Raw genomic sequence first — 26,143 nt, 5'->3', positions numbered from 1 at the left:
CTCAAGCCTCGATCCGAGCCAGCCGCTCGCGCAGCAGGACGCGCGCCGCCATAACGTCTCTTCTGCGATCGGCAAGCGGGTAGCGGGCCAATTCTCGACCAATGGCGTCGAAGGTGGCCAGCAGCGCGGGCCAATCGTGCTCCGGCGGGCGCGCAATTCGCGCGCCGTAGCCCAGTTCGCGCAATGTCAGCACTTCGTAGCGCAGGAGCCCCAGCGCCCAGCCGCGCGCGGACGGCGCGACGCAGATCGCCTCCAGCACGCCCGACAGCGCCTCGTAGAGAGCGGGAAACGGCTGCCGCTCGGGCAGGACCGAGGCCGCGAGTGCGGTGACCCAGCCGATCGCGGCGGCGGGCAACGGCTCCGTGATCCAGGGCGCGCGGCTCTGGAGCAGTTCAAGGCGGGCGAAGGGAAGCTGGGTGTCGGACTTCGAGCGGACGTCCGCCTCGACGGTGTTGCCGGGAATCAGGACCGGCCGCAGTTCGCGCCCCCTTCCCCCGGCGATGAAGGCCGCGACGAGGCCGTGGTCGGCGGTCAGCAGGCGCGCAATGACGGCGTTCTCGCCGTGCGGCAGGGCGGCGCAGACAAGGGCGGGGGCGCGAAAGTGCATCGCGCCCTTGTCTGCCGGTTCAGTACGTCAGTTGCAAATTTCCTCGACCTCGGCGCGCGCGTTCTCGGCCTGCTTGTCCTTGGTGATGAGGGGGTTTTCCACACGCCCCATCGTCCAGTTGCGGCCGAGGCGGACAGTCTGGTTGGGCGCGCACCAGATCTCGCCCGAACCGTCGAGAGCGGTGACCCAGATCAGATTGTGCTCCTGCCCGTAGTCGATCATGCCGATGGCATAGCCATCGCCCTTGCCGACGACGTGAAGCGGAATGGTAGGATTGAGCTGCGTGAACATCGCGTGCCTTTCATGGGCTATCGCGATGTTCAACCCTGCGTGCGCGAGAAACGTTCCCGGCGCACATAACGCAAGCTGATCAGTTGGCGCCCAGCTTGGCCTCGAGCGCGTCGAGCCGCGCCTTGAGCGATTCCGTCTCTGCACGCGCGGTGGCGGCGAGTTCCTTGACCGCGTCGAATTCCTCGCGGCTGACGAAGTCCATGTCACCCATGAACTCCTTTACGCGCTCACGCGCGGAATCGCGCGCCTCGCGGCCCATGCCCGCAAGAGTGCCGGCGGCGCTGTTCAACATCTTGGCGAAGTCGGCGACGAAGGGGTTTTCGCTTTGCATGGGCCCTAAATGGAGCGCGCGAAGGCAAGGCGCAAGGGGTATCAGATGTCGAACCGCTCCACCGCGCTCGAACGCTGTACGCCGTCCATGCCCGGGTTGGCCTGCAGGAACGCGAAGTTGAGATAAGTCGCGAAGACCAGCCACAATACGTAAGGCAGCAGCAGCGCCGACGCGACAGTGCGCACGCGGGCGAAGAGTATCGTCGTCACCACCGCCGCCAACAGGATCGCCGCGATCAGCACCAGCGCCGCGCTCATCCGGTGCATGCCGAAGAACACCGGCGACCACGCCAGGTTCAGCACGAACTGCACCGCGAAGGCCAGCACCGCGATCCCGCGCCCACGCGCGCCGCGCGCCGCGAGCACCATCGCCAGCGCCACTCCCATCATCACGTAGAGCACCGACCACACGATCGCGAAAGTCACCGGCGGCGGATAGACGGCGGGCTTCACCAATGCGTCGAACCATGAATTGCCCGGCCCGCTTCCCGCCATTTGTCCGGAGAGGAACCCCAGCAGCAGCACGACGGGAACGCATACCAGCAGCCAGCGCATCAGGCTGGCGCGCAACTGGCCGGGGGAAGCTAACAGGTTCATGCGCGCAAAAGGTCCCGAATCAGGAATTTACCCAAGAATGGCGCGGTTTGTGGTACGCGGCGGGCCGCTGCGCAATCGTTAGCGAACAGTCAGTGACCCCGGTGTGCCGAAACGAGAAACTCCACGTTTCCTTCAGGACCCTTGATCGGGCTTTCGACGATGCCCTGGATTTCCCAGCCGTCGCCCTCCAGCCATTCGCGCACTTCCTCACACACGCGGGCGTGGAGAGCCGGGTCGCGGACCACGCCGCCCTTGCCCACTTCGCCGCGCCCGACCTCGAACTGCGGCTTGATCAGCGCGACCACCCGGCAGCGCGGCGCGGCGAGGCGCAGCGGCACTTCGAGCACTTTGGCGAGGCCGATGAAGCTGGCGTCGCACACCACCCAGTCGCACGGCGCGTCGATTTGCTCCGGGGTAAGGATGCGGGCGCTGGTCTGCTCAAGCACGGTCACGCGCGGATCGGTGCGCAGTTTCCACGCGAGCTGGTTGGTGCCCGAATCGACCGCGAACACCCGCTTCGCGCCATTGGTCAGCAAAACGTCGGTAAAGCCGCCGGTCGAACTGCCGATGTCCATGGCGACCGCGCCCTTCGGATCGAGCCCGAAATGTTCGATCGCGTGGGCCAGCTTGATCCCCCCGCGCGAGACCCAGGGATGGTCGCGGCCGCGCACCTCGATGGCTGCGTCGTCCTTCACCGACTGGCCCGGCTTGGCGATCTTGGTCTCGCCCGAGAACACGAGGCCCGCCAGCACCAGCGCCTGCGCGCGGGTACGGCTCTCCGCCAGCCCGCGATCGACGAGCAGCTGGTCGACCCGCACTTTGGCAGGTTTCTTGTCAGGGGAACGGGGGCGAGGCGTGTCGGTCATGGGATGGTATGCACTTGAGATGGGCGGCGCCTCATTCCATACCACGGGCATGAAGGCAAATCCGCGCAGCCGCGCCACCCCTCTTTCCGCCCTGCTTCTTACCGGTCTCGCTGCAACGGCGGCTTTGTCGGGATGCGTACCGCCGCCGCCGAGCACGCCCGCCCCGCGCCCCGGCGCCACGCATGCACCGCAGCCCCGCCCGACGACTCCGACCGCCCCGCCGCCCTCGCCAATGGCCGCCGACTGGCGCGATGCACCGCAGACGCCGGGCAGCTGGAGCTACGCGGGCAACGGCAGCGCCTCGGGCGCGACGTTCGGGAACGGCCAGTTCATCGTCCAGTGCGACACCGCGCGCACCGTCACCCTCCTGCGCGCCGCAGCGCCCCGGGCAGGAGCGGTGGGCATGTCGATCACCAGTTCCACCGGCGCACGCGCGCTGACCGGCACCGCCACGCCGCGCGGCGTGGTCGTCACCCTGCCCGCCCGCGATTCGGCGCTCGACGCCATGGCATTCAGTCGCGGCCGCTTCGCCGTATCAGTGACCGGGGAGCCCACGCTCTACCTGCCGAGCTGGACCGAAATCTCGCGTGTGATCGAGGATTGCCGCTGAGGGAGCGCCTTAACGACGGGGCTTCGACAAGCTCAGCCTGAGCGGGATTGAAAGATCACTTTTGAATCCCGCTCAGGCTGAGCCTGTCGAACGGAGCCAAGCCGCGCGCAACATCAAAAAGGGTGATTTTAGGCCGCACTCCAGAGCCCCCAAAAGCAGCGATTTCAAATCACCGCGCGGCTGGGGATAACTGGCCGGAAGCGAAGATCATGACCTGAAAAAATTAGTTTTCAAGACTTGTTGTGCGCTGCGGAATATACCAGATTTCACTCAAGACAACGGCCTTCGGGATACGCGCCCGGGAGCAGCCGAAGTCCCAGCCGTGAAAGCGGCGCACTATGGCTAAACAGCGCGAAAGGAGGTGATCCGATGTCTCATGGTTCAGCAGAGAGGTCGGCAATTCCCGTCGCGAGGCATTATCGCTGATAAACAAGCGATAAAGGCTTCGCTGGCGGCACTTCCCGGCCGCTGACCATGCGAAGGGCCGTACCGGCAAGCCGGTGCGGCCCTTCTCATTTGTGCGCCCCACCACCGCCGACTGCGTCGGCGGTTCCCCTCCCCATCGCTTCGCGACAGGGAGGATGGGCTTGATCCTCCCTGTCGCGAAGCGATGGGGAGGTGGCAGCGGCGAAGTCGCTGACGGAGGGGTATTCTTCGATGATTTGCCTCTCCGGACCATCGTGCTAAGACTGAATGTCTGAGTAGCAATATTGCTTACGGGTTGCATTCTGCGAAATTTTCGTTCAACGGCGCAATTCTGTTGCAGACTTGAGGATACGTTCGATGGCGACTCTCGCCGATGCCGGCCTGACTTTCACCACCCTTGCCCACCCCGCCCCCGCCAGCGCCGAGACGCGCGCAGCCGTGCTGGCGAACCCTGGCTTCGGCACCAATTTCACCGACCATATGGTGACGATCGAGTGGACTGAAGGTCAGGGCTGGCATGACGCGGTAATCGGCCCTCGCCAGCCGATCCCGCTCGATCCGGCGGCGGCGGTGCTGCACTATGCGCAGGAAATCTTCGAGGGCCTCAAGGCCTACAAGCAGGCCGACGGCGCCATCGCGCTGTTCCGCCCCGAAGCCAACGCCGCGCGCTTCAACCAGTCGGCCGAGCGTCTCGCCATGCCCGCGCTGCCGGAAAGCGTGTTCGTCGAAGCCATCGAGAAGCTGGTGCAGATCGACCGCGCCTGGATTCCCGAGGGCGAAGGCGCGTCGCTCTACCTGCGCCCGTTCATGATCGCCACCGAGGCGTTCCTCGGCGTGCGCCCGGCCAAGCAGTACAAGTTCATCGTCATCGCCAGCCCGGCGGGCAACTACTTCAAGTCGGGCGCGCCTGCCGTCTCGATCTGGGTTTCGGACTATACCCGCGCCGCCCCCGGCGGCACCGGCGCAGCCAAGTGCGGCGGCAACTACGCCGCCAGCCTCGTCCCCCAAGCCGAAGCGATCGCGCGCGGCCATGACCAGGTCGTCTTCCTCGACGCCGCCGAGCACAAGTGGATCGAGGAACTGGGCGGCATGAACCTGTACTTCGCGTTCGACGACGGCACCCTGCTGACTCCTGAACTGACCGGCACCATCCTGCCCGGCATCACCCGTGACAGCCTGCTGCAACTCGCCCGTGAAGAGGGCCTGACGGTGACGGAAGGCCGCTACAGCCTCGACCAGTGGCGCGCGGATGCCGCTTCGGGCAAGCTGATCGAGACGTTCGCCTGCGGCACCGCTGCGGTCGTCACCTCGGTCGGCAAGGTCTCGGGCCGCGATGGAGATTTCACCATCGGCACCGGCGGCCCCGGCCAGCTGACCGGCAAGCTGAAGAACCGCCTCGTGTCGATCCAGCGCGGCGAAGCGCCGGACACTCACGGCTGGATCCGCAAGATCGGCTGAAGCAGGGGATTCGGGGGAGGCTCAGTACTCCCCCTCCTCCACCGTATTGAACTGCGGATGGATGCGTTTCCATTCGTACATCCAGTCCATCCCCTCGCGCGCCCTGACCATGTCGTCTTCGCGCGGAGCAAGCGCCGCCGCCGCCTCCCGTGCGACATCGGGCAGGACGGAGCTGTCCCAGCCCTGCTGCTCAATTTCGTCCGCCAGAACCTCGGTCCCGGCACGGCGCAGCATCACCGGCAGCCGGTGCAGCAAGGCTGCGACCACCCACGGAATCATCGGCCCGTTGACGTCCGGGTCGTAGCCCCACAGCACGTTGTGCCCCTCTGCATTGAGGATGTAGTGATAGTGCAGCACCCGCCCGAAAACATCGAAGCGCAGGTATTCTTCGGTGCGAGCGGCGTTGAAGACGTGGATGCTCGGCCCCCGGACCATGCGCTGCGGCGAATCCCCCAGCGCCCGTGCCTCCACCGCGATCGAGACCGGCCCGGCGTCGAACCATCGGGCATTGCGCTCGATCATCGGGATGAGCATGAACTTGTGATGCTGCCCCCGGATCGTCTCGACGGTGCGGTTACCTGCCGGCCGCATGGCAACGGTGGTGTTCATGGCGCGGTCTCCCCTCGTCTCTTTATCCGATAGGCGGATTGCACGCGCGAAGCTCCCCGCTGTCAACCGTACCGGCTTGATCGAACGTCCGGACGGAGCGCCTTTATTGCCATGTCCCGGCCTTGTCGGCGCCCCCTCGCGAACCTACCTGTGCGCCGTATTCCATCTCCCAAGGAGCGTTCCAGCATGGCCGATCTCACCTACACCCCGCCCAAGGTCTGGACCTGGGACCAGCCTAACGGCGGCGAGTTCGCCGGCATCAACCGCCCGACCGCCGGTGCCCGCTTCGAACGCGAACTGCCGCGCGGGGAGCATCCCTTCCAGCTCCATTCGCTCGGCACCCCGAACGGACAGAAGGTGACGATCATGCTCGAGGAGCTGCTCGCCGCCGGATATGCCGCAGAATACGATGCGTGGCTGATCTCGATCTCGGACAGCGACCAGTTCTCCTCGGGTTTCGTGTCGATCAACCCGAACTCCAAGATCCCCGCCCTGCTCGACCTGTCCGGCCCAGAGCCGGTACGCGTGTTCGAATCCGGTTCGATCCTGTTCCACCTTGCCGAGAAGTTCGGCGCCTTCATGCCCACCTCCGGCCCCGGCCGCACCGAATGCATGAACTGGCTGATGTGGCAGATGGGTAGCGCGCCGATGCTGGGCGGCGGCTTCGGCCACTTCTATGCTTATGCGCCGGAAAAGTACCAGTACCCGATCGACCGCTACGCGATGGAGGCCAAGCGCATCCTCGACGTCGCCGACAAGCGCCTCGGCGAAACCCGCTATCTGGCGGGTGACGAGTACACCATCGCCGACATTGCCGCCTACGGCTGGTTCGGCGGCTTTGTGCGCGGCGACGCCTATGGCGACGCGGCGACGTTCCTCGACGTCCCGAGCTACGAGAACCTCACGCGCTGGGGCGAGGAACTGGGCGCGCGCGGGCCGGTGCGCCGTGGCCGCATCGTTAACCGCAAGGGCGAAGGCTTCGTGCCCGAGCGCCACAGCGCCGCCGACATCGACGCGGTGCTGAACGCCTGAAAATGATGTGCCCGGCGCTGCGGAAAATCTCTTCCCAGCGCCGGGACAACACGCTAAGCGCCCCTCTCCCGATCGGCGGCGCCATGCACGGCCGATCCGCTGGGGCGTCGCCAAGTGGTAAGGCACCGGTTTTTGGTACCGGCATTCGCAGGTTCGAATCCTGCCGCCCCAGCCAGCATTTTTTGCTGAGTCGCACCCTGTCAATGCGACGGAGGCGTTTCGCTTTCAGCACCTGTTTCAGCACTTATTCCCGCCTTCCTGTCGTCGCTCGATGAGCGCGATCAGATCTTGGCACGCGTGATATTTGGCTGAGTGGATCGTGCTGATCACCTGCATTGATTCGCTCTTTTCTATGTTCTCCGGCGTGAAGCCCTTCCCACTCAGGACCGGGTCCAGCAGGATGTTGTCGGTGCACGTCTGGAAATTGACGTCGCCATACTCGCGGATGAGTTCAATCACGTCAGCGATGGACATGCTCACGACTTTTCCTCCCCGAGAGCACGGCGGGCGATGAGGTCGGCAACTCGACCCGACAGAGTCCGCAACTCCCTGTTGTGGATGGCCGCAGTCAAACCGGAAATGATGCGGCGATACGTTAGGCCGGACCCGCCACCGAGGTCGGCGTTTGAGCCTATTACTAGCTCCCTTGCCTCACGCCACGCCCGGTCTTCGACCTCTTGAAGTCGCGCGATTTCCGCATCTTTCCGCTTCTCTCGCTCTGCTATTGCGAGGATGCTGGGGACAGGGAACGGACACCACGAAGGCGGCTGATTGCCGGCAGACCAGTACGCGGTAAGGTTGCGCTTCTCGCCAGCGTTGCACCATGCGCTTGTGTCGCTGTCCCGCTCGCCGTCAGGGTACTCGACCCAATCCTCGGTGGTCAGATGCTTGCAGCCTTCGCAGGTGAACATGATGCGCTGGAGTTGCGGCCCCTCATCCAGCGCGCGCAGCTTGTCGGCGGAAAAGTCAGTCATCGAAACCCCCTCGCAGATAGCGAAGCGCGTAGTATCCGCGCTCCAGCCTGATTTCGTCCTCAAGGCACCCGGCCTTTGCGCTTTCCATACACCGATCAGCATCGCTATCCTCGGGCCACCCGGCCTCTGGATCACCCCACATTGCCAGCTTGAGCAAAGCGCGGCGGATGGGCCGAATGCGGGATTTCCTCATAAGTCCTCCCCTCCCGCACTGCCTTGTTGGGCGCGGAGTTGGGACTGTATCCGGATACCGAAATCGGTCAGCGACCACTCATTTGCATCCTCGGGGCAATGCTTGTGGTCGATCACTGACGGCAGCATCTTCCGCCAAGCTCGTTTAGCTACACTGCGGCTAGGCACTCGCCCCCAGCTTCCGTCAGATGGAAGCGCCAAGACCATAGCCACGCGCGCCTTCGTCAGCCCGTTCGCCATCGCGTCTGGCTTGTCGGCGTCAATCATACTTCCTCCTGCGCAGCTGGCGCCCGGTGCGCCTCGAGCTTCGCCACCGCCGAGTCGCTCTGCGCGGCCGTCATCGCCTGGTATCTCTCCAGCATTTCCATCACGGTCTTCGCGGTCCATCCGAGCATCGATGCGATCTCCGACGGTGTGCATCCCGCATCGGCGAGCATGGTGCAGGTGGTCCCGCGTATATCGTGGAAGTGCAGGCCGTCGAGCCCCGCCGCGAGCGTGGCCGCGCGCCACTGGTGCTGAAACCAGACGGGCTTCGGATCGACCGTCCACGAGACACCCTTGTCGGTCACAAGGATAGGGTCGTTGTCGCCCCGGCGCGGCAACGCGTCGAGCATGGTGCGCAGGGACGAATAGACGGGCATGTTGACCTGACGCTTGCGCTTGCCCTGCACGAGCCGGATGCGCCCTTCCTGATAGGCGCTCCACGGCATGATCAGAACGTCCCTCTGTCGCTGCCCGGTCCAGAGAGCCAGCTCCATGGCCTGCAGAATCTCAGGCGGGGCGACTGCGCGGAACGCCTCGATGTGGTGGGGAAGCCATAGCTTCGTCGAGCGATCGGCCTTGTAGACCTTCTTCGGCCGGGTGGCATGGTTGTGCGCGATCATACCACGGTCCCGCGCCCACTCCAGGATGATGCGCAGGACGCCGAGCGTGGCATCGGCCTGGCGCGGCGAGCGCTTCGCCATCTCGTCGCGCCAGTCCAGCAGCAGCTTGCGGATCTTGGGGCTTTCAATCGCCTCCAGCGGATATGTGGCGAATTCAGGGCCGTTTTTGGTCAACTTGGCGACGGCGATCTTATCGAGGTGACCGAGGTAGTCGGACTTGGTGCGAGCCGCCAACTTCGCATAGGCGCTGCTCTTCATGTACCCGTCGATGATCTGCTGCAGCGTCCCCGTGGTGCGGGCGCGGCGCGGCGCATCGATCAGCGCGTTGTAGGCGCGCATGAAGGCTTCGCTGCCCGGGTAGAACGGCGCATCCTCATCGCCCGAGAGCGGCTTGATCGCGCCGACGTGGCGCAGGTGGTAGTAGGTAACGGAGCGACCGTTCTTCGCGCGCTTGTGTGCCGCGTAGACGCCCTTCAGCTTAATGCGCATGGTTTCCAAGGAACTCGTCGAGAGGATCGCGGCGCGGCTGGCCGGCGGATGGCGCGGCGAGGCCGCTGGCGCGATCGAGGGCAATGTCGTGGGCGCGCACGTCGTAGCGGTTGGTGCCCCGGATCGGGCCGGGCACTAGGCCGCGCGCTTGCCACTTGTCGTAGGTCGCGGCGCTGATGTCGCCCAGGTAGGCGCAGATGCCGGACTTGTCCTGCAGGCGTGGAGTCATACCTCGATCTCCAAAATCGATGCGGGGACCCAGCACGCGTTGCGCACCTTGCCGTGATAGCCGCATTCGTCACAACCGAAGCCGCGGCGGCCGTATCCTTCGGAGCAACCGGAACACGGCTGCGTCCATGAAACGGTGACGCACAGCTTGCCTTCCAAGAAAGCCCAGTTCCTGCGTCGGTCCAAGCGCCGTCCTGCCCGAGTGTCAGCCTCCTCCCATGACAGCGGCTGGTCATCGTGGTGGATGACCCCGCCCGCCTCGATGGTGGTTTCGCCGCGAACGATGGCGCGCCCGGTCACGCCGCCTTCTCCTGCGGCTGGACCTTCGTCGCCGCGGCGTAGGCTTCGAAGGCCTCGCGATCACCGTTGCAGCACGAGTAGTGCGGCTTCTCCGCTTTCCGGTACCGGCTGGCGAGATGACTTTCCCACCGCAGGCTGGCCGGGCCGTACTGCAGCCCGGGGAGCGTAAACTCCACGACCACCTGCCTAACAACGATACGACCCTTATGGGTCGTGGCATATGCATGAGGTCGGAGCATGTCGGGGTCGTCGATTAGCTCGGCATCCGGGAGCCGTCGCAGGATCTTCGCCTTGAATGCCTCTATTGCTCGCGCCTCCTTGGACTTGCATTCAGCGCGATAGGCATCGTGCGCATCTTTGCACTGCTGGTCGCAGAAGACGGCGGAGCGCTGAGTGCCGATCACGCTGTCGCTTGACCACTTCCGATAGCGCCGAGCGATCGCCAGCATTTCGCGGAACGTGTCATCGACGCCGCACCGGTCCTGCCAGTTGTAGAGATCGTCGTCGATCCGGATGCCGCAACCGCAGCACTCGAAATGCCAGCCATGTGCAATCAAGAGGGAAGCCGGAATCGGCTGACCGAGGTAGCTATCGGCCCACGGCGCACGTCTCACGGACATGCCGGTGATCTCGCCGTCGTTGTACTCGTTGGCCCCAAGGCGGCGGGCAACGATGTTCGACTTCGCGAAGACGATGCCGCCGGTGTACTCCATGGGCTCGTTTACGGTGAATGCCTTGAGTTCGGTCATGCCGCCCTCTTCAGTTGATCCCGCAGCACAATGGCGCGCTCGTAGTTCTCGGTTTCGACCGCAGCGGTGAGCGCCTTCTGAAGGCGAGCCTTGCCACGAGGGTGGAGGCGGCGCGGGACTTCGCGAGGATCGCAGAGGAAAAGTTCGCAGCACGAAAGGTGCGTGTGATCGCGCAGGCCGGGGCCGTAGATAACCATCCACATTCCGTTAATCCCGCCATAGACGCGGCCCCGCATTAGGTGGCCGCGATGGGTGCGGAAATACCGCACGGATCCGTGCTCGATCCGGACCTTGTCGCGATCCAGGCGATTACCATGCGATCCGATCACGGTGTCATCAGGCCAGCCGTCAGGCCCGCGCTGAAAGCGATTGGTTCCGTTCCTGCGCTCGTGCTCCATGTTCCATTTCGCGTTGAAGTAGGCCATGGGGTCCGGCACCGGACTCTCGAGCTTCACCTCTTCAGCAAATCCGCGCTCGATCAGATGCGCGCGCATTCGACGCAGCGCGGCCTCGAATGCCTTGCCGATCAGATACGGCATCTTCTGGCGCCGATCGAAGTCGTATTTCCCGCCGTTGCTGTTCACCGTCACGACCTGCTGGAAGAACTCGATCCTGCATCCAGTCGGATACGTCTCAGCGCTGAACCACAGATCGCCCGCAGGCGTGCTGCGCTTGCCTTCGCGGTGATACCTGCCAAGGATCGGCCAGTTCTTTTCGATCTGAGGGTCACGCCCGATCGCAAACCCTGCGTCCGCAAGGACGGAGAGCAGGCGATTGAAGGTCTCATAGTCCGGGCGGTCTCCGACGCGATCGCGCCGGGGTTCGCCCGTACTGGCAGAAACGAGAAGGCTCGTGTCATGGAGCCGGAAGGTGCGCTCGGTCACGCTGATTCTCCGAAAATGTCGTGCTGCTCAGGCCCGCGGGCGGCTGGCGTCGAGTAAAGCGCCGAGAGAAAGCCAAGCTGTACATGCAGCCACCGGGTCCACGCCGTTTCCTGTCGCTCGAAGCCGCTCAACCCGGTGGGCCACCGCATCAACGCCTCGACGAAGATGGGATTGAGCTTCCTCTTCACTGAGGGCTGGTTGGAGTTCGGGGAATCGGTCGAGGACGTCGATCCACCGGCTATCGGTTGGTCCGGGGATGACGGCGGGCGGAAGAACTGCTCGGCTTGATACGAGAGGATGTCCTCCCTTGACTTGCCGTCCGAGCGTATGATGCTGCCCTCGCTGCTGCCCTTGTGGTTCTGTGCGGCTGGCGCCGCCCAGCGAGGGGACTGCGCGATCAGCGCCGCCGTCGCTGGCGGCAGATCGATCGCTGCCATCTCGTCCGGGATGTCCCCAGTGACTATCCGTGCCACCTGCTCCAGCCCCGGCGGGCTGCTCTGCCCCCCGCCAGAGCGACGACCGTTGCTTGACGAGGCCGTCATCGCCCTCGCCGACTTGTTGTTTCCAAGGTCCGGGCCCGGCCATTGAGCTGCCTTCTCCGGGTCCGCTGCCCGCGGACCCGCCCAATGTTCGGCCTGATCCTCCAGATTGACGGAATGCCCTCCGGCCATCCGCTTCTCCGGCGGCTGGCTCCCGCCCCGCTTCGACAAGTCCGAGGGGCCCCGCCACGTTTCCGCCGAACCCTGCAAGGTCAGAACCCTCTTGCCCGTCTTCGGATCGCGCTCCCATCCACCCGTCGCTGTCTTCGCGGACGGCCATGATGAACAGTCGCTCGCGTCGCATGGTGTTGCCAGTGCCGGACGCGCTGAATATTCCTGCCGCAACGCGGTAGCCCATCCCCTCCAGTGGTGGAGCGATGGCGGCGAGCTGTTCGTGCGCGTTCCCCGGGACGTTCTCTCGGAAGACAACATCAGGCCGGCACTCTTCGGCAACGCGGGTGACCTCGGCGGCGAGGAAGCGCTCACCATCGGCCCCGGCGCGCTTTCCGGCGACGGAATTGTCCTGGCAGGGGTCGCCCGAAGCGAGGATATGAACTGCGCCACGCCAAGGTCGAGCGTCGAAGGTTCGCATGTCAGACCAGACAGGCGCCGGATGAAACCACCCTGCTTCCATCGACGCGACCAGGCTTGCGGCGGCTGCAGCTTCCCTCTCCACGTAGCAGACGCCTCGGCCAGCCTCTCCCCGATAGAGGAGTGCGAGCTGGATGCCGAGTTCAAGGCCTCCGACCCCTGCGCACAGGGAGAGGATGTTTCGGGTACGTAGAGCCACACCTCAGGCCTCCACCGCTGCGCGCGGCTGGCCCACCGGCGTGACCGGCGACAGGGCACCATGCTCACCGCATCCGCGACCAACAGCGCCCTCGTTCTCGCGGCTGACGAAGTCCTCCCAGTGCACCCAGCCCTGTTCGCAGGCAAAGCCCCACTCCCGAACCTTCGGCCCGGTCATGAAAAGCGAGATAGCCCGTTCGCCGGGGATCGCCTCAAGGCGGTGCATAGCGTGAGCCGGTCGCTCAATGACGTCGCCAGCGCGCCGGACGAACCGGCCCTCGGGCGTGTGCTCGATGTAGCTGCCGGCGATCAGGAAGCTGACATTCGACCACGGGTGATCGTGCATCGCCCGATCCTCGTCGCTCTTGAGCACGGCGTGAAGATAGACGTTCACCTGCTCGTTGCGCGGGATCACCCACCAGCGCAGCAGCTGCCGGTCGCCGATGACGAAATCCTGCTCACGGCGCATGACGCTCTCAGCCCATGCCTGCATGTCAGGAAGGGATGCGTAACCCAGCCTCACGCGCCGAAGCTCCTGATGCGCGGGCTGTCGGCGGCCGGGCCACCGAAGTGCGCGCGCGGGTCAACCCCGATGGCGGGAAGCGAAATCGCCTTCGCGAGCGGCCGGGGCGCAGGCAGCGGCGTCACAGCGCGACGGGCGCGCATGATCACCTCGGCCGCCTCCTCGCCGCTGATTGCGCGCAGCAGGTTGAGCTGCTCACAGGCCTTATCGTTGTCGCCTGCGTAGATGGCGGCGGCGATTTCGGAGAATATGCCGGTATCGACGTACATACGAACCTCCTTCAGAGAGACATCGGACCGAGGCCGCACATGACACCGTCATCGACGGCGCGGCGCAGCAGGGCGGAAGTGGTGGGGGATGCCTGGTGGATCTCGACGGTGTCACCACCGACGCAGCGCAGAGCCTCGGAAAGCAGGCGTCCGTCGAAGCCGCTGCGATGGCGCGGCTGGCAGCTGGCGGGCACATGCTCGCTGGCCTCACCGGCGCCGTTCCCGGCGGGGCGCACCTCAAGCGCACCCTCCTGCACATCGACCGCGATGCTGCGCGACTTGTCCAGGCCAACGATCTCGATGCGCTTGATCGCCTTACGCAGGGCCTCGGGATCGACGAGCACCGGCTCTTCGGTCGCGAAGTTGTAGGCGTTGCGATAGGCGGGGAACGGGCCGTCGATGAGCTTGCCCGTCAGCTGGGCATCCCCGGCGGTGATGCGGATCTTGGATTTGTCCCAGGCGATCGCGACCTCGTCATGGTCCGCAACCAGACCCTCCATAAGTCGCACGCATTTGCTGGCGATGGTGATCGGCGCGGCACCCTCCGGCCACGGCACGTCCGAGATGACGCTGGCGAAGGTCGCCTTCGTGGCGGTCGTAAAGCGCATGACAGCGCCGTTGGCGGTAGGCTCGGGATCGACGTAGACGCCGCACAGCCACCAGAGCGTTTCCTCTGTGCAGATCGACCAGCCCACCCGCGAGAAGATGCGCGCGAGCGCGGCACCGCCGATGTTTACCGGGGCGGATTGCCCGTCGAACGGAAGTTCCGTGAACCACTGCGATTCAAGCGACGGGAGCACCCAGCGGCTGCGCCCGGCCTGGGCGATCACCCGGCCATCCTCCTGCGTCAGCTTGACCTGCGCACCTTCTGCCGCGTTGGCGATCGCCAGCAGCTTCTGCGCCTCGATCGTCGTGTCGATCTCACCGGGGACGGCCAGCGACACCAACTGCCGGAACTCGACATCAAGGTTGGTGGTGGCGATTTCCACCATGCCGTCAACCGTGCGGAGGCGGACGTTTGCCAGGATCGGCTGCGTCCCGCGCTCCACGACCGTCGCGGCCGACTTCATGGCCCGCGCAAGCTGGCCGGATTCAATCACGATGGGCATGTGCAGGACCTCAGTAGGGAATGTCGGCGTCGTCGATCCGCTCGGCGATGGCCTCACGGGCCTTGCGCAGCGTCAGGTCGACGAGGGTGAAAAGCTGCTCCGGACCGGGCACGTCCGTCAGGCCGGTCGCACCGCGCCACACGCGGCCGAGGTAGGCTGCGACGGCCTCCTCTTCGGCGGGCGTCAGGTGGAGGTTGCCCGCGGCGGCACCAACGCCGCGGGTAGGGTTTACCGCATCCCGGCCATCAACAGGGGGGTTCGGGGCTCGGCCGGTTGGCGCTGCGGTTGGGAGAGAGGTGCAGGGCGCGATCATTCGCCGCGCTCCGGCATGCGACCCGAGCGGCTCGGGATGTGAAGGAGAAGCAGGGCCATGCCGATCGCGGCGGCGACCGAGAGGGCTGCGCCGCCGGCCACGGTGGGCCAGAAGCGATCCGACAGGATGAAGGCGCGTGCCGGACCGTCCTTGGCGGTGATGAGCCGCGACCAGGCTTCGACGCCGATCAGCCCCGCGGTGCCGATGATCAGCGTGATGACGTAGATGGCTAGGCGCTTCACGATCCCGAACCCCACTCGATCAGGCGGACTTCAGCCAGCGCGCGAGCGAGGTTGAACGAAGCGGCCTGCAGATGCGGCGGCGCGTCGATCGCGGAGTTATAGTTGCTGATCAGCGCCTCGACGGCGCGAAGGTCAACGAGCGTTACCTGCTCGGGTCCGCGCGGCGCGTCTCGGATGATGGTGATGGGGGATGCGATGGGCATCGACGGTCTCCAACATGGATCCCGGCAGGTCTGCGCTTGCGGCTCACTGCTGGGTTGTTGGAGGTTTAATGTGCCCTATTTGGGCATATGTCAATCATGAAAATATGCCCATTGCGGGCATATATTTTAGGCTGGCCAACCGTCCGGGTCGCGCCAATTCGGAGACTGGTCGAAGTCGTCTATTGATTCGTCGTCAGCGCCATCGGCGATATCGGGCAATGTCGGCTGCTCGCCATCGAACGCGAGGCGGGCCACAGCGCCGTAGCAGGTGGCCTCCTGGAATATAGCGGTGATAGTATGGCCCTGCCGGATTAGCTGGCCGATCCGGGGCGCTCGCTCGGCAGTGACGTAGCCGATCTGCACGTCTCTCTCGGAATAGACCGCGATGGCGTTTTCGTCGGCAGGGTTCTTCGGCTCCGGCCGCAGTTCGAGAGGATCCCCTGGCGCGCAGAGGGCTATCTCGAACCGGCGACCGGGCATCTTGCCTTTGTTGGGGTAGTCGGCGCCAACAACCGCCAGCGACAAGGCAGGAAGCATGTCCTACTTCTTTTCAAGGAGGCGATCGATTTTCGCTTCGATGCGGTCTAAGCGCCGGTTCGCCTCATCCTGGTTGGATGCAACTTCCCCCGCCTGCCTATTCAGACCAGAGACCGTTTCAACGAGCTTATCGGTACGAGTATTGGCATTACCCGCTAACGTGAGATTGACGGTAATGAGGGCCAAGAAGGCCGTGACCATCAGGCCAGCCAGCCACAGGAAAGCGGTGTGAAGAAAATCTACACGTGGCTTAAGAGCTTCCTCTGACATACCTCCGGATGTGCCACCGCCATCTCCGCCTTTCAAGTCCCCGGAATGACTAGCCGAATCGACCATCCTGCTCGCTACGCGAGAGCCAAAATCCATATGATGGACATTATTCTCCTGCATCAAGAAACTCTTCGAAAGCCGCGTTGAACTTATCAGCATTGTCCGGTGAAATATTTATTATTACCGTAACCAGCCTGCCAACTCTAGTGCCGAAATTCTCTACGTGCTTTAAAAAATCCTCTCTATTTTCATTGATGCTCATTGCGAGGTCCGCGGTCGCGACTTGCGCGCCCAACAATGCTATTCCTAATTTCATAACGTCGTGTTTAGTAGCTGGCGCACGAAGATCGCTATTTACAGAAGTGTCGTCCGCAATTTCATTTAAGACGCGCTTTAGCGGAATGGAGAAATCAAGCATTTTCGATCTCCGCAGCTAAATGCCAACGCATTATATTCCCCTCGCCAACCAAATAGCCCTGCCCTGTATGCGCAGATCAGCGGCATCGACCTCTTGATCTGCCACGTTCGGATTGTCGGAAACGACAAGCACTCGCCCCGGGCCCACAGTGCGGAGGCGCTTGAGCCCTGCAGCTCCATATAGGTCGATCCAGTAGACAGCATCCTGCCGCGCCAGCTGGCGCTCGGTCGTGTCGATCAGGATTACGTCGCCCCAGTTGAGGGTCGGATACATGCTATCGCCGATGCCGGTCACAAGCTTGAGCCGGTCCGATGATGTCCGAGTAACGGTTCGGATGAAATCGAGGCCGAACGGGACAGGCTCGGCCTCCACCCAGTCGTCAATATGGGTACCTGGTCCCATGGAAAGGGATAGGTCGAGCTTCTGGATGTAGACGACCTCGTCAGCCGTCGGCGGCAGCACGGAAACTGCGGCGATGGCCTCCACCGCCACATCAGGCGCGATAAGTTCATGCGGAGCAACGGCTAGAGCGCGTCCGATCTTTTCCAGCCATGACTGATCGAGTGAGCGGTCGCCGCGCTCCAGCTTCCCAAGCATGTTCAGCGTCGTCCCGATCTGCTCAGCCAGCTCGGTCTGCGATAGACCGCGGCGCTTTCGGAAGGCCGCAATGTTGTTGTCTGCCATGCCGCGTATGTGCCCAGAAAGGGCATAACGGGATAGTGGACCAGTTGGGCACATTTTGCGCTTGCTGGATGTGCCCGTATTGGGCATATCAGGGCACATGAAATTGCTCGACTATTTGAAGGCCGAGAAAGTGGCCGTATCCGAGTTCGCCGCCCGCGTCGGCGAGGCGGAGAACACCATTCGTAAGATCGTCTATGGTCAACGTCAGCCCTCGTTGCCGCTAGCTATCAAGATCAGCCAGGCCACCGGCGGCAAAACGGCACCAAGCGATTTGCTCGTCGAGCAAGGTAGAGCCGCATGATCTCGCTCACCCCGCGCCAGCAGGAGCTGCTCGACTTCATCCGCGCCTACGCTGCCGAGCACGGCGGCCTCGCGCCCAGCCTGCGCGTCATGCAGGAGCATATGCGGCTGGCGTCGAAGTCGAGCGTCCACAAGCTGCTGGACCTGCTCGAGCAGCGCGGCCGTATCCGCCGCTGCCCGCTTAGCGGCTGGCAGGTGATCGGCGAGCCCGCCCCGTCCCCAGCCGCCCCCGTGTACATGGGCATCGACATTTCCGGCCCCGGCAGCGACCACACCGCCGTCGTCTACATGCGCGACCGGCAGATCGTCGACCGGGCGGAAGTCGCCACCTGCGCCGTCTGCGGCGAAGCCTTCTGCGATCACAGCGATGTCGCCTTCGCCGGGCTCGTCGGCATTCCAGCCGCGGGGGCGCCGCGATGAGCCACATCCCCTGCCCGCACTGCGGCGGCAATACCGTCACCGGCACGCCCGTCACCCGAGGCAAGTGGTGGATCGGGATGACTGAGGTCCATTACGACCAAGAGCGTATCGCCCTGCCCCGCAACCTCGTGCGCGTGCTCTACGCGATCGCCTGGGCGAACGGCGAGGCCATCACGCACCGGGACCTGCCCGGCACCGGCGAAGGTACCCTCGCCACTCATATCCGCGCCCTGCGCCGCACGTTCGGCGACAAGCTGCCTGTGCGCAACGTGCCTGGCCGGGGATATGCATGGGACACCCGCGCATGAACGATCGAACCCGCGCCGAGATCATCGCCGACGATGACCGCATTTTCGCGATCCTCGTTGACTGCGCCGAAACCGGTAAGCCCTGCCCGAGCAACGAAGTCCTGGCCGCCACTCTCGGTTTCGAAACCGCCTTCGCCGGCACTACGGCCCTGCGTCGCCTCGCAAAGCGCGGGCTGATCCTGATCGAGCGTTACTCCAGAAACCGCATCGTCACCATCGTCGAGACGGGCAAGCGCACCGCTGGCGATGTCGGCAAGCCCCACTGGCGTGACCGCGATCCAGCCGCGTGTGTCGAGCGCAAGGCGAAGGCGAAGCCCGCCCCTGCCCCCGTCGCACCCAAGCCCGAACCCATCCGCGTCGATCGTGAACCGTGCATTCGCTGCGGAACCCGAGCCGACATCGGCTGCAAGCACTCGCGGCGCCCTGCGCCCGCCCTGTTGTTTCCCTCTGTTCATAGGTGAGCATATGACCGCCTCCAGACCCACAGTCCTGACCGCTTCTGCTGCGCTGCACCATAATTCTTACCGCGCTGCAGTGGCTGCTATCATCAATGCCATCAAGACCGAGTTCGGCGAGAGCGACGAAGATGTCGCCGACCGGCTGGGCACGTCGAAGGCCACGATCAACAACGCCAGTAACAAGCGCGGCGACCTGAACGCCGTCACGCTCCTGCGCATCGGGCGCGAGTATGGCCTACACCGCCTCGGGCCGGTGGCGGGCTTGATCGGCGGCAAGGTAGCCGAACTGAGTGCTGTGTGCTCGTCCGACCTTGATCTGCCGGTTGGCGCGGCCCGCGGCCAACTCTTCCTCGCGACGGCCCTTGCCGACAACGCCATCAGTGATGCCGAAGTCCTGGACGGCGGCGAATGCATCGAGGCGGCTTACAAGTCGTTCGCACAGCTCAAGTGGCGGCTGGATGGCCTGCGCACCAAGCGTGAAGGTGCTGCGTAATGGCTGCTCCTCGCGAAGACATGCCGCAGCTGATGGATCGGCTTGCTGAACTGGTCGCCAACGGGGGGGGTGTAAGCGCCTCCGGTCGTGCGCTCGGCCTGACGCCCGGGGAAACCGCCAACGTCTGGGGTCGCATCAAGCGCGGCCTGGGAGCGCAGGCGTCATGAGCGGCTGCAAGACATGTGGCAACCGCCTGGGTGCCGAGAACAAGAGCGGATACTGCAAGCGGCACATATCAGCCGCGCTCGCGCAGGACCCGGTGTGGCGGGAGAAGCAGGCGCGCGCGGCGCGCATGAAATTGCATGCGGACCCGGTGCGGCTGGAACGCATGCGTGATCTTGCGATCAAGATGGGTAAGCTGCCGCAGTCCATCGAGGGCCGCCGCAAGCATTGCATCGAGCGCGAGCTATGGAAGCGCGGCAATGCGGCCCAGCCCAAGGGGTCGATCGCCAGGGTTCGCAGCGGCAAGAGGCAGTCTGCCACCAAGCTGTCGTGGTGCCCGCCCCATCTGCGCGAGGACTACAAGGCGCTCGTGCGTGGGCGCATCCCATCCGATGAAGCACGGCGGATGATCGAGGATCAGCACGCCGTCGAAATGGCGCGGTTCCGTCGGTCGATTGGTGCTCCAGCCGCCGTGGCTGACGATGTGATCATCTCGGCTTTCGACGAGGGCGCGCGCGTCACACTGGCCTGTCTGACGGACGGCCCGCGCGCCAAGGCGCCTGATGGCCCGCTCGATCGGGTTATGGCCGAAGCTCAGAAGATATTCGACGTCCGCGTCGATGACATCCTTTCGTTGAGCCGCTCTCAGCACCTCATGCCCGCGCGCTACGCTATCGCGATCGCCTTGCAGCGCTCAGGTATGTCCACGACCGTGATTGCGCATTCGCTTCACCGGGAAGATCACACCAGCGCGATTCACTGGATCAGGCAAGGCGAGCGCCGCGAACAGCGGGACGCTGCATTTCGCGCCGCGATCGGTGCGCTTGTCGAGGCTTGGGGTGAACCCATTAAGCGGCGGAAAGCGGCATGAGCCGGTCGCAGATGGCGCAGCTGCTGCGCGAGATCCACACGGCCGAGCCCACGCACGCGATGCACGAACAGCTTGTGCAGATGGCGCAGCAGCGCCTTGCGCGCGTCGACGAGAAGATCGCCGCGTATCAGCAGGATCGGCTGGCAGCCGTGGACGCCGTCGAGCGCGCGAAGACGGATCAGGCCGCGTTCCTGCACGCCAACCCGCTGCCGACCGAGCGCACGCAGCAGGCGATCTTCCCATGAAGGCGCGTAACCCCTTCGCAACCAGCCGCAAGCGTGCTGCGCCCGTGCCGGGCAATCCGTTTGCGCCGGAAGAGCCCAAGAACAAGTATGCGGCCAAGAAGACCGCCTGCGCGGCTGGCCACATGCACGACAGCAAGAGCGAGGCGAAGCGCTGCTACGAGTTGACCATGCTCGAGCGAGCCGGGGCCATCGTCGGCCTTGAGCATCAACCCGAGTTCAAGTTCGCCATCGGCGACCGGCCGGTCATGATGGACAACGGGCACCAGGCCCGCCTGCGCGCCGACTTCTCCTACATCGAGAACGGCCGGAAGGTCGTCGAGGACCGCAAGGGCATCATCGTGCGTGACTTCCCGCTGCGCTGGGCGCTGGCGAAGACCCTGTGGCCCGAGATCGACTTCAGGGTGACCACGAAATGAGCGTCCGCGTAATGACAGAGGTCTGGGCGCTCCAGCTTCCCGACAGTCAGAAGATCGTCCTGCTGGCGCTGGCCGACTGCGCCAACGACGAAGGCCATTGCTGGCCGTCGATGCTCGCCCTCGCGCGCAAGTGCAGTAAGGGGCAGCGGACCGTGCAAGGCGTCATCAAGACGCTGGTCGACGCGGGCCATGTCACCCGCCGTGAGGTCGCAGGCCGTGGCTGTGAGTATTGGGTTCACCCCCGCAAGGACTGCACCCCCGCAGAGGATGCACCCCCGCAGCCTTCGCGCCCCGCAGGGACTGCGCCCCGCAACCGTCGCGGGGGACCCCCGCAGCCGTTGCGGGACACCCCCGCAGCGGCTGCGGACAAACCGTCAAAGAACCATCAAGAACCGTCAAAGGATAGTCAGCCTGACGGCGACCCTACCCTTTCGATTTCGGAAATCGTTGAGGCTTGGAACGATCTGGCCAGCCGCTGCCAGCTGGCCACCGCCGTGAAACTCACCGACGAGCGAAAGCGCAAGGCCGCGCTGCAGGCCAAGCGGTTCAGCATCGACGACTGGCTCGCCGTTTTCCGGCGCATCGAGCAATCCCCGTTCCTGCGCGGCACTAACGACCGCGGATGGCGGTGCGACTTCGACTTCATCCTTTCCCCGAGCAACTTCGTGAAGATCCTGGAGGGCAAATATGACCGGCAACAGGCTAATTGACCGCCGCGCCGATGCGCAGGACGGCCCCGGCAAGACCGACCACTGCCCATTCGGCTACGACAACCCGCACGACTGGTGCGCGTGGCGAAACGAAAACGAGCGCCTGCAGAAGCTAGGCCTCGTCTGGATCGTCGGCCAGAGCGGCGTGCCGATGCTCGTCGACGATGAGATTGCGTCGGCCAAGCGCCATGCCGAGCAGCGCCGCGAGCAGGAGGACGAGCGCAGCCGCCACAACTGGCGGATCATGCACCCCGTCACCGAGCAGGACTTCGCGGCGTGATGGGCCCGCAGGACATAATCGAGGCGATGGAGAGCACGGCCAACAGCCGGAAGCGCGAAACATTCACTCGCCCCGCCATCGCAGATGCGGCCGACATGCGGTTGTGGCGCGATCACCTTCTCCGATTCCTTGAGGAGCTGGACCTTGATCTGACTGTCACCGAGATCATCGATGCACTGGAGGACTACTCTTGAACAACTGGTGCATCCTCCGCACGGCGCCCAGCCGCACCTTGCTGCTTGCTGCTGCCCTAACCGCCGCAGGCTATCGGGCTTGGACGCCGCAGGAGCGGCGCTTGATCAGGGTTGGCCCTCAACGAAAACAAAAGGAAATCGTCTCCGCCATGACGCCGACGATTGTCTTCGCTGAGCATGACCGCCTGCCGATTCTCATCGCCGCATCGAGGGCGCTGTCGCCGTCGCTCACTTCATGGTGCGACATGGAGAGCAGGGAGGTGAGCTTCCCGTTACCGAACTTCACGCCGTTCAAGCACAATGACGGATATCCTAGAATTTCCGATCGCGCTTTGGACCCACTCCGCCTGGCCGAACAGCGAGGTAGGCCGAAGGCGCAAGCGCCGGTGTTCAAGATCAACGATAGCGTTAGGTTTGCGGACGCGGGGTTTGAGGGGCTTGTTGGGACAGTGGTAGGCGCGCGGGGCAGGTATGCGGTGGTGTCTTTCACCGGCCTCGATATCCCTGTGCACATTGCTCCACATAATTTGATGGCCGCTTGACCGCATTCACTCTGTTCTTGTATTGATCTCATCTAACGCTGCCGGGAGCAGCTGGCGTTCGCCTTAGTGCCTCGGCACCTACGCCCTCACCAACCGCAGCGTGATCGCTCGGGTGGGCCGCGCGAAGCGTAAGCGGATGAGGTGCAAGTCATTTTGAGTGATGATCTAGGCGCATTCGTGAATGGACTGCCAGCACCAAAGGTAAGCGGCATCTACTTCCTACATAGCGGCACCGATGTCGTTTATGTTGGACAAGCGATCGATATTCGGAAGCGAATAGGGAACCATCTCACCGAAGGTGTTAAGAGTTTTGATCGGTTCTCATGGATTCCAATACCGCAGCATCTATTGGACAAGCGGGAGCGGGAGTACATCGGCCGGTTCGCTCCTCGTTATAATAGATGCAGTCTCGCCAATGATGCGCGGTTGATGGCGCAGGCCGGATGGGGTGAAGCGGGTAAGGTGCTGGCAGTGGCCAATAAGGGCTCCCTGTCGCTTGACGACGCCGCTCGCTTCTTAGGCATCAGTACTGATGCGTTGCTCGCCTTGGGCGAGAGTGGTCCACCATATCGCAACTCCCGATACTCCCGTAGCCGAGTGCGCCGGCGCGTCTATCCTTTGAACGACCTCAGGGAGTACGCTCAAAGAGCTATCGATGCCAAACCGACCGCCCAAGACAGCGAGGGCAAAGGCTCCACTTCTTCGACCTCGCGACAACGCGTACCGACAGAAGACTAAGCCTTGGTACGGCACTGCGTTTTGGAAGCGGCGCCGGCGTGATCAGCTTGCTCGCGAACCTCTATGCTGGATGTGTGATCGTGATGGCCGCGTGACGGCCGCCACCATCGCCGACCATGATCCCCCTCATCGCGGCGATTGGGCCGCGTTCTGCGACGGCCCCCTCAAGTCCCTTTGTAAACCACACCACGACGGCGAAAAGGCTCGATCGGAGGGGGGTGGTCGAAAAGTTGGGCGATGAGGGGGTGTCTGGCGCAGGGGAGGGCAAATTTTTGCGCGTGCGGATTAACACGTTGGGTACAAATTAAATTTTCGGATGCACATTAGATTTTGGAGGTGCCCGTGAAGCGAGGGCCGAAGGCTGAAACGCCGTCCGCCAAGCTGGCTCGCGGCACATTCCAACCCGTCCGCGATGGCGGAAAGACCGAGATCGTCGTCCCCGGCGATCCGCCGATCATGCCGGAATACATGACCGCGCAAGCGCAAGAGGTCTGGATGGAAGTACTCGGCCGCGTGATGGCGGCGGGCGTGACCGAAATCGATAGCGCCCTGTTCGCGCGGTACTGCTCGCTCGAGGCCCTCGTGCGCCAGGCGTTCAACGCCGGCGGCGATCCGCCCCCGGCCGCATACCTGACAGTGTTGCGCCAGCATGAAGAGCTGCTCCGCATCGCGGGGCCGAAGAGCCGCGTCGGCGGTGGCGGAGGTGCAGCGGATGTCACGAAGCCGGGCAACCCGTTCCAGCGCAACGGACACCGGTCACGCTCGTGACTATACCGCTATCGCGCTCGCCTATGCGAAGCGCGCGGCGGCGGACAAGAAGCAAACGGCGCATTGCAAGTGGGTTCGCCTCGCTGCGCAGCGCCACTTGGACGACCTGAAGCGCTCGAAGAAGAAGGACTTCGGCTACTACTTCGACCCGTGGCACGGCAATGACGTGTGCGACTTCGCCGAGAAGCTGCCCCACGTCGAAGGCAACTGGTGTAAATGTCCACGCGCGATAGTGCTGCGTGGCGAACACGGTAACCGCTGCGGTCTGATCGACCTCGAGGACTTCCAGATTTTCATCCTCGTCGTCGTGTTCGGATGGCGGGACAAGGAAACCGGGCTGCGGCGGTTCACCGTCGTCTATGAGGAACTGGCCCGCAAGAACGCGAAGTCGACTCTGACCGCCGTTGTGTCTCTGTACTGCCTCGCGTGCGAGGACGAGCCGGGCCCACAGATCCTGACGGCGGCAACGACGTTCGACCAGGCCAAGAAGGTCTTCCATCCCGCCAAGCGGATGATCGAGAAGACCCCTGCTCTGCAGGAAGCCTTCGGGCTCATCCCTTGGGCCAAGTCGATCACTTGCGCAGAAAACGGCGGTTACATGCAGCCGATCCACAGCAAGTCGAAGTCTCAGGATGGGCACAATCCGCATGTCGTCACTCTCGACGAGTTGCACGCCCACTCGGATCGCGGTCTATACGACGTCATGGTCTCCGCCTTCGGCGCCCGGTTGCAGCCCCTTCTCTGGATCATCACGACGGCGGGCTTCAATACCCTTGGCATTTGCTACGAGCAGCGCACGTTCGGAACGAAGGTGCTGGAGCGCTCGATCATCGCCGAGCACATGTTCGTCATCATCTACACGCTCGACGGCCCGAAGGACTTCACGCCCGAGCGCAAGGAGGGGGATGACCCCTACGACGAGCGCAACTGGATCAAGGCCAACCCACTTGCGGTAGCGGCTCCGTCGCTGCTGAAAGAAATCAGGAAACGCGCCATCGAGGCGAAGGCAAGTCCTTCTGCCGAGGGAAATTTCCTCACAAAGAACCTCAATCGTTGGCTGGGCGCGGCGTCCGCCTGGCTCAATGTCTCGCAGTGGATTGCGTGCGCCGACGATAGCCTGACGCTCGACGATTTCATCGGGCTGGACTGCTATATCGGCGCCGACCTTTCGAACGTGGACGACCTTTCTGCGATCGTGTTGGCGGCAAAGAACGACGACGGCCAATGGCTCATCAAGTGCTGGTTCTTCTGTCCGGAGGCTCGGCTCGATAGCCAGGACAACTCGCTTCGACAGATCACCGACCTCTACAAGCAGTGGGTGGCATCGGGTCACCTCACGGCAACGCCGGGCAACTTCATCGACCACAACGCCATTGAGGCGTTGATCCGTGACCTTGAATCGCAGCTGGCGATCCACCGGGTGACCTTCGACCAGTGGAACAGCGGCCTCGCTATGGCCTCGCGTCTCAACGAGGACTTCGCGGACGGCGGCGAAGATTTCGCCTGCCAGTTGTCGAAGAACGCGAACAACGTCACTGACCCGGCCAAGGAAGTGGAGGCGCGGGTGAAGGCCGGCGCCAACCATCTGCGCCACGACAGCAACCCGGTTATGGCATGGATGATCGGCAACGCCGTCGTCGACCGCCGCGTGAACGGCTCTCTTCTTCCCAAGAAGGAGACGCCGAACAGCCCCAACAAGATCGACGGAGTGGATGCCATGATCAACGCCGTCGTGCCCATGGTGACCCCGCAAGAGGACACCACCAGCGTCTATGAATCGCGCGGTCTCTACGAGATCTCGATCGAGGAACTGTAA

At 63.9% G+C, this 26,143-nt stretch carries 43 protein-coding genes, 1 tRNA gene and 1 pseudogene; 20 read left to right on the top strand and 25 right to left on the bottom strand.

Annotated elements, in window-relative coordinates:
• Nucleotide 1: 1 nt before the first annotated feature.
• The 5 genes from recO to QRN25_RS16365 all read right to left on the bottom strand — a co-directional run bounded on the left by recO (nucleotide 2) and on the right by QRN25_RS16365 (nucleotide 2,691).
• Nucleotides 2-607 carry a DNA repair protein RecO gene (recO, locus tag QRN25_RS16385; RefSeq protein WP_271181207.1) on the bottom strand — a complete coding sequence of 202 codons (606 nt, stop codon included), beginning with the start codon at nucleotides 605-607 and terminating at the stop codon, nucleotides 2-4.
• Nucleotides 608-634: 27 nt separating this feature from the next.
• Nucleotides 635-898, bottom strand: a complete 264-nt coding sequence (locus tag QRN25_RS16380; protein ID WP_036523786.1) for a hypothetical protein — start codon at nucleotides 896-898, stop codon at nucleotides 635-637.
• A 79-nt stretch (nucleotides 899-977) separates the two neighbouring features.
• Nucleotides 978-1,229 (bottom strand): accessory factor UbiK family protein, encoded by a 252-nt coding sequence (locus tag QRN25_RS16375; RefSeq protein ID WP_008832515.1) that lies wholly within the window; start codon nucleotides 1,227-1,229, stop codon nucleotides 978-980.
• 41 nt (nucleotides 1,230-1,270) lie between these two features.
• Nucleotides 1,271-1,825, bottom strand: a complete 555-nt coding sequence (locus QRN25_RS16370; RefSeq protein WP_285020294.1) for a TspO/MBR family protein — start codon at nucleotides 1,823-1,825, stop codon at nucleotides 1,271-1,273.
• 89 nt (nucleotides 1,826-1,914) lie between these two features.
• Nucleotides 1,915-2,691 (bottom strand): TlyA family RNA methyltransferase, encoded by a 777-nt coding sequence (locus tag QRN25_RS16365; protein ID WP_285020293.1) that lies wholly within the window; start codon nucleotides 2,689-2,691, stop codon nucleotides 1,915-1,917.
• Here QRN25_RS16365 and QRN25_RS16360 point away from each other — a divergent pair.
• Together QRN25_RS16360 and QRN25_RS16355 are read left to right on the top strand one after the other, a co-directional pair.
• The gene (locus QRN25_RS16360; RefSeq protein WP_285020292.1) at nucleotides 2,681-3,301 is read left to right on the top strand and encodes a hypothetical protein; all 621 of its coding nucleotides are present in this window, start codon (nucleotides 2,681-2,683) and stop codon (nucleotides 3,299-3,301) included. The two genes, QRN25_RS16365 and QRN25_RS16360, sit on opposite strands and share 11 nt — an antisense overlap.
• A gap of 783 nt (nucleotides 3,302-4,084) precedes the next feature.
• Nucleotides 4,085-5,185: a branched-chain amino acid aminotransferase gene (locus QRN25_RS16355; protein ID WP_285020291.1), complete on the top strand. Its 1,101-nt coding sequence runs from the start codon at nucleotides 4,085-4,087 to the stop codon at nucleotides 5,183-5,185.
• A gap of 21 nt (nucleotides 5,186-5,206) precedes the next feature.
• Here QRN25_RS16355 and QRN25_RS16350 read toward each other — a convergent pair whose 3' ends face one another.
• Nucleotides 5,207-5,794: a DUF7700 domain-containing protein gene (locus QRN25_RS16350; protein WP_271181213.1), complete on the bottom strand. Its 588-nt coding sequence runs from the start codon at nucleotides 5,792-5,794 to the stop codon at nucleotides 5,207-5,209.
• Nucleotides 5,795-5,980: 186 nt separating this feature from the next.
• Here QRN25_RS16350 and yghU point away from each other — a divergent pair, with 186 nt between their 5' ends.
• Nucleotides 5,981-6,826: a glutathione-dependent disulfide-bond oxidoreductase gene (gene yghU / locus QRN25_RS16345; RefSeq protein ID WP_285020290.1), complete on the top strand. Its 846-nt coding sequence runs from the start codon at nucleotides 5,981-5,983 to the stop codon at nucleotides 6,824-6,826.
• Nucleotides 6,827-6,926: 100 nt separating this feature from the next.
• Nucleotides 6,927-7,001: transfer RNA gene (locus QRN25_RS16340), tRNA-Gln, on the top strand.
• A gap of 62 nt (nucleotides 7,002-7,063) precedes the next feature.
• Here the strand turns inward: QRN25_RS16340 and QRN25_RS16335 are convergent.
• The 19 genes and pseudogenes from QRN25_RS16335 to QRN25_RS16245 all read right to left on the bottom strand — a co-directional run bounded on the left by QRN25_RS16335 (nucleotide 7,064) and on the right by QRN25_RS16245 (nucleotide 17,422).
• Complete coding sequence (locus QRN25_RS16335) at nucleotides 7,064-7,306, bottom strand: hypothetical protein (protein WP_285020289.1); 243 nt, start codon at nucleotides 7,304-7,306, stop codon at nucleotides 7,064-7,066.
• On the bottom strand, nucleotides 7,303-7,800 hold the full coding sequence (locus QRN25_RS16330; RefSeq protein WP_285020288.1) for a hypothetical protein: 498 nt from the start codon (nucleotides 7,798-7,800) through the stop codon (nucleotides 7,303-7,305). The genes QRN25_RS16335 and QRN25_RS16330 overlap by 4 nt, the downstream gene beginning before the upstream one ends.
• Nucleotides 7,801-8,255: 455 nt before the next feature.
• Nucleotides 8,256-9,365 (bottom strand): tyrosine-type recombinase/integrase, encoded by a 1,110-nt coding sequence (locus QRN25_RS16325; protein WP_285020286.1) that lies wholly within the window; start codon nucleotides 9,363-9,365, stop codon nucleotides 8,256-8,258.
• The gene (locus QRN25_RS16320) at nucleotides 9,355-9,594 is read right to left on the bottom strand and encodes a hypothetical protein (RefSeq protein ID WP_285020284.1); all 240 of its coding nucleotides are present in this window, start codon (nucleotides 9,592-9,594) and stop codon (nucleotides 9,355-9,357) included. The genes QRN25_RS16325 and QRN25_RS16320 overlap by 11 nt, the downstream gene beginning before the upstream one ends.
• Nucleotides 9,591-9,893 carry a hypothetical protein gene (locus QRN25_RS16315; RefSeq protein ID WP_285020283.1) on the bottom strand — a complete coding sequence of 101 codons (303 nt, stop codon included), beginning with the start codon at nucleotides 9,891-9,893 and terminating at the stop codon, nucleotides 9,591-9,593. The genes QRN25_RS16320 and QRN25_RS16315 overlap by 4 nt, the downstream gene beginning before the upstream one ends.
• Nucleotides 9,890-10,642 (bottom strand): hypothetical protein, encoded by a 753-nt coding sequence (locus QRN25_RS16310; RefSeq protein ID WP_285020282.1) that lies wholly within the window; start codon nucleotides 10,640-10,642, stop codon nucleotides 9,890-9,892. The genes QRN25_RS16315 and QRN25_RS16310 overlap by 4 nt, the downstream gene beginning before the upstream one ends.
• Nucleotides 10,639-11,526, bottom strand: a complete 888-nt coding sequence (locus QRN25_RS16305; protein WP_285020281.1) for a UvrB/UvrC motif-containing protein — start codon at nucleotides 11,524-11,526, stop codon at nucleotides 10,639-10,641. The genes QRN25_RS16310 and QRN25_RS16305 overlap by 4 nt, the downstream gene beginning before the upstream one ends.
• Nucleotides 11,523-11,963 (bottom strand): hypothetical protein, encoded by a 441-nt coding sequence (locus QRN25_RS16300; protein ID WP_285020280.1) that lies wholly within the window; start codon nucleotides 11,961-11,963, stop codon nucleotides 11,523-11,525. Before QRN25_RS16300 ends, QRN25_RS16305 begins: the two co-directional genes overlap by 4 nt.
• Nucleotides 11,964-12,381: 418 nt before the next feature.
• A pseudogene (locus tag QRN25_RS26380) lies at nucleotides 12,382-12,855 on the bottom strand (DNA cytosine methyltransferase); the annotation flags it as partial.
• A gap of 3 nt (nucleotides 12,856-12,858) precedes the next feature.
• Nucleotides 12,859-13,377, bottom strand: coding sequence for a cupin domain-containing protein (locus tag QRN25_RS16290; protein WP_285020277.1), 519 nt, complete (start codon nucleotides 13,375-13,377; stop codon nucleotides 12,859-12,861).
• Nucleotides 13,374-13,646: a hypothetical protein gene (locus tag QRN25_RS16285; RefSeq protein ID WP_285020276.1), complete on the bottom strand. Its 273-nt coding sequence runs from the start codon at nucleotides 13,644-13,646 to the stop codon at nucleotides 13,374-13,376. Before QRN25_RS16285 ends, QRN25_RS16290 begins: the two co-directional genes overlap by 4 nt.
• 11 nt (nucleotides 13,647-13,657) lie before the next feature.
• The gene (locus QRN25_RS16280) at nucleotides 13,658-14,755 is read right to left on the bottom strand and encodes a DNA polymerase III subunit beta (protein ID WP_285020275.1); all 1,098 of its coding nucleotides are present in this window, start codon (nucleotides 14,753-14,755) and stop codon (nucleotides 13,658-13,660) included.
• Between the two features lie 10 nt (nucleotides 14,756-14,765).
• The gene (locus QRN25_RS16275) at nucleotides 14,766-15,068 is read right to left on the bottom strand and encodes a hypothetical protein (RefSeq protein WP_285020274.1); all 303 of its coding nucleotides are present in this window, start codon (nucleotides 15,066-15,068) and stop codon (nucleotides 14,766-14,768) included.
• Nucleotides 15,065-15,310 carry a hypothetical protein gene (locus tag QRN25_RS16270; RefSeq protein WP_285020273.1) on the bottom strand — a complete coding sequence of 82 codons (246 nt, stop codon included), beginning with the start codon at nucleotides 15,308-15,310 and terminating at the stop codon, nucleotides 15,065-15,067. The genes QRN25_RS16275 and QRN25_RS16270 overlap by 4 nt, the downstream gene beginning before the upstream one ends.
• A complete protein-coding gene (locus QRN25_RS16265; RefSeq protein WP_285020272.1) occupies nucleotides 15,307-15,513 on the bottom strand; it encodes a hypothetical protein in 207 nt (68 codons plus the stop codon). The genes QRN25_RS16270 and QRN25_RS16265 overlap by 4 nt, the downstream gene beginning before the upstream one ends.
• Before the next feature lie 126 nt (nucleotides 15,514-15,639).
• Nucleotides 15,640-16,050 (bottom strand): HIRAN domain-containing protein, encoded by a 411-nt coding sequence (locus tag QRN25_RS16260; protein WP_285020270.1) that lies wholly within the window; start codon nucleotides 16,048-16,050, stop codon nucleotides 15,640-15,642.
• Nucleotides 16,051-16,053: 3 nt separating this feature from the next.
• On the bottom strand, nucleotides 16,054-16,440 hold the full coding sequence (locus tag QRN25_RS16255; protein ID WP_285020269.1) for a hypothetical protein: 387 nt from the start codon (nucleotides 16,438-16,440) through the stop codon (nucleotides 16,054-16,056).
• Entirely contained in the window at nucleotides 16,427-16,738 is a 312-nt protein-coding gene (locus tag QRN25_RS16250) for a hypothetical protein (protein WP_285020268.1), read from the bottom strand. The genes QRN25_RS16255 and QRN25_RS16250 overlap by 14 nt, the downstream gene beginning before the upstream one ends.
• 30 nt (nucleotides 16,739-16,768) lie before the next feature.
• Nucleotides 16,769-17,422: an XRE family transcriptional regulator gene (locus QRN25_RS16245; protein WP_285020267.1), complete on the bottom strand. Its 654-nt coding sequence runs from the start codon at nucleotides 17,420-17,422 to the stop codon at nucleotides 16,769-16,771.
• A 97-nt stretch (nucleotides 17,423-17,519) separates the two neighbouring features.
• Here QRN25_RS16245 and QRN25_RS16240 point away from each other — a divergent pair, with 97 nt between their 5' ends.
• The 16 genes from QRN25_RS16240 to QRN25_RS16165 all read left to right on the top strand — a co-directional run bounded on the left by QRN25_RS16240 (nucleotide 17,520) and on the right by QRN25_RS16165 (nucleotide 26,143).
• Nucleotides 17,520-17,723, top strand: coding sequence for a helix-turn-helix domain-containing protein (locus QRN25_RS16240; protein ID WP_285020266.1), 204 nt, complete (start codon nucleotides 17,520-17,522; stop codon nucleotides 17,721-17,723).
• Nucleotides 17,720-18,142 carry a LexA family protein gene (locus QRN25_RS16235; protein WP_285020265.1) on the top strand — a complete coding sequence of 141 codons (423 nt, stop codon included), beginning with the start codon at nucleotides 17,720-17,722 and terminating at the stop codon, nucleotides 18,140-18,142. The genes QRN25_RS16240 and QRN25_RS16235 overlap by 4 nt, the downstream gene beginning before the upstream one ends.
• Nucleotides 18,139-18,450, top strand: a complete 312-nt coding sequence (locus tag QRN25_RS16230) for a winged helix-turn-helix domain-containing protein (protein ID WP_285020262.1) — start codon at nucleotides 18,139-18,141, stop codon at nucleotides 18,448-18,450. Before QRN25_RS16235 ends, QRN25_RS16230 begins: the two co-directional genes overlap by 4 nt.
• The gene (locus tag QRN25_RS16225; RefSeq protein WP_285020260.1) at nucleotides 18,447-18,911 is read left to right on the top strand and encodes a hypothetical protein; all 465 of its coding nucleotides are present in this window, start codon (nucleotides 18,447-18,449) and stop codon (nucleotides 18,909-18,911) included. The genes QRN25_RS16230 and QRN25_RS16225 overlap by 4 nt, the downstream gene beginning before the upstream one ends.
• 4 nt (nucleotides 18,912-18,915) lie before the next feature.
• Nucleotides 18,916-19,401 carry a helix-turn-helix domain-containing protein gene (locus QRN25_RS16220; RefSeq protein WP_285020259.1) on the top strand — a complete coding sequence of 162 codons (486 nt, stop codon included), beginning with the start codon at nucleotides 18,916-18,918 and terminating at the stop codon, nucleotides 19,399-19,401.
• Nucleotides 19,401-19,568: a hypothetical protein gene (locus QRN25_RS16215; protein ID WP_285020257.1), complete on the top strand. Its 168-nt coding sequence runs from the start codon at nucleotides 19,401-19,403 to the stop codon at nucleotides 19,566-19,568. The genes QRN25_RS16220 and QRN25_RS16215 overlap by 1 nt, the downstream gene beginning before the upstream one ends.
• Entirely contained in the window at nucleotides 19,565-20,434 is an 870-nt protein-coding gene (locus QRN25_RS16210) for a hypothetical protein (RefSeq protein ID WP_285020256.1), read from the top strand. The genes QRN25_RS16215 and QRN25_RS16210 overlap by 4 nt, the downstream gene beginning before the upstream one ends.
• Complete coding sequence (locus tag QRN25_RS16205) at nucleotides 20,431-20,679, top strand: hypothetical protein (protein WP_285020255.1); 249 nt, start codon at nucleotides 20,431-20,433, stop codon at nucleotides 20,677-20,679. Before QRN25_RS16210 ends, QRN25_RS16205 begins: the two co-directional genes overlap by 4 nt.
• Nucleotides 20,676-21,095 carry a DUF1064 domain-containing protein gene (locus tag QRN25_RS16200; RefSeq protein WP_285020254.1) on the top strand — a complete coding sequence of 140 codons (420 nt, stop codon included), beginning with the start codon at nucleotides 20,676-20,678 and terminating at the stop codon, nucleotides 21,093-21,095. Before QRN25_RS16205 ends, QRN25_RS16200 begins: the two co-directional genes overlap by 4 nt.
• Entirely contained in the window at nucleotides 21,092-21,805 is a 714-nt protein-coding gene (locus QRN25_RS16195; protein WP_285020252.1) for a helix-turn-helix domain-containing protein, read from the top strand. The genes QRN25_RS16200 and QRN25_RS16195 overlap by 4 nt, the downstream gene beginning before the upstream one ends.
• On the top strand, nucleotides 21,783-22,085 hold the full coding sequence (locus QRN25_RS16190) for a hypothetical protein (protein WP_285020251.1): 303 nt from the start codon (nucleotides 21,783-21,785) through the stop codon (nucleotides 22,083-22,085). Before QRN25_RS16195 ends, QRN25_RS16190 begins: the two co-directional genes overlap by 23 nt.
• Nucleotides 22,085-22,279, top strand: coding sequence for a hypothetical protein (locus QRN25_RS16185; protein ID WP_285020250.1), 195 nt, complete (start codon nucleotides 22,085-22,087; stop codon nucleotides 22,277-22,279). The genes QRN25_RS16190 and QRN25_RS16185 overlap by 1 nt, the downstream gene beginning before the upstream one ends.
• Nucleotides 22,276-22,821: a hypothetical protein gene (locus QRN25_RS16180; protein ID WP_285020249.1), complete on the top strand. Its 546-nt coding sequence runs from the start codon at nucleotides 22,276-22,278 to the stop codon at nucleotides 22,819-22,821. The genes QRN25_RS16185 and QRN25_RS16180 overlap by 4 nt, the downstream gene beginning before the upstream one ends.
• Before the next feature lie 141 nt (nucleotides 22,822-22,962).
• A complete protein-coding gene (locus tag QRN25_RS16175; protein ID WP_285020248.1) occupies nucleotides 22,963-23,559 on the top strand; it encodes a GIY-YIG nuclease family protein in 597 nt (198 codons plus the stop codon).
• A gap of 342 nt (nucleotides 23,560-23,901) precedes the next feature.
• Nucleotides 23,902-24,327 carry a hypothetical protein gene (locus tag QRN25_RS16170; protein ID WP_285020247.1) on the top strand — a complete coding sequence of 142 codons (426 nt, stop codon included), beginning with the start codon at nucleotides 23,902-23,904 and terminating at the stop codon, nucleotides 24,325-24,327.
• A gap of 97 nt (nucleotides 24,328-24,424) precedes the next feature.
• Nucleotides 24,425-26,143 (top strand): terminase large subunit, encoded by a 1,719-nt coding sequence (locus QRN25_RS16165; protein WP_285020245.1) that lies wholly within the window; start codon nucleotides 24,425-24,427, stop codon nucleotides 26,141-26,143.

This window comes from Novosphingobium sp. fls2-241-R2A-195 (assembly GCF_030209485.1).
GTDB lineage: Bacteria > Pseudomonadota > Alphaproteobacteria > Sphingomonadales > Sphingomonadaceae > Novosphingobium > Novosphingobium resinovorum.
Note: the sequence above shows the minus strand (reverse complement) of the source record. Positions and strands in the feature narration are given on the sequence as shown.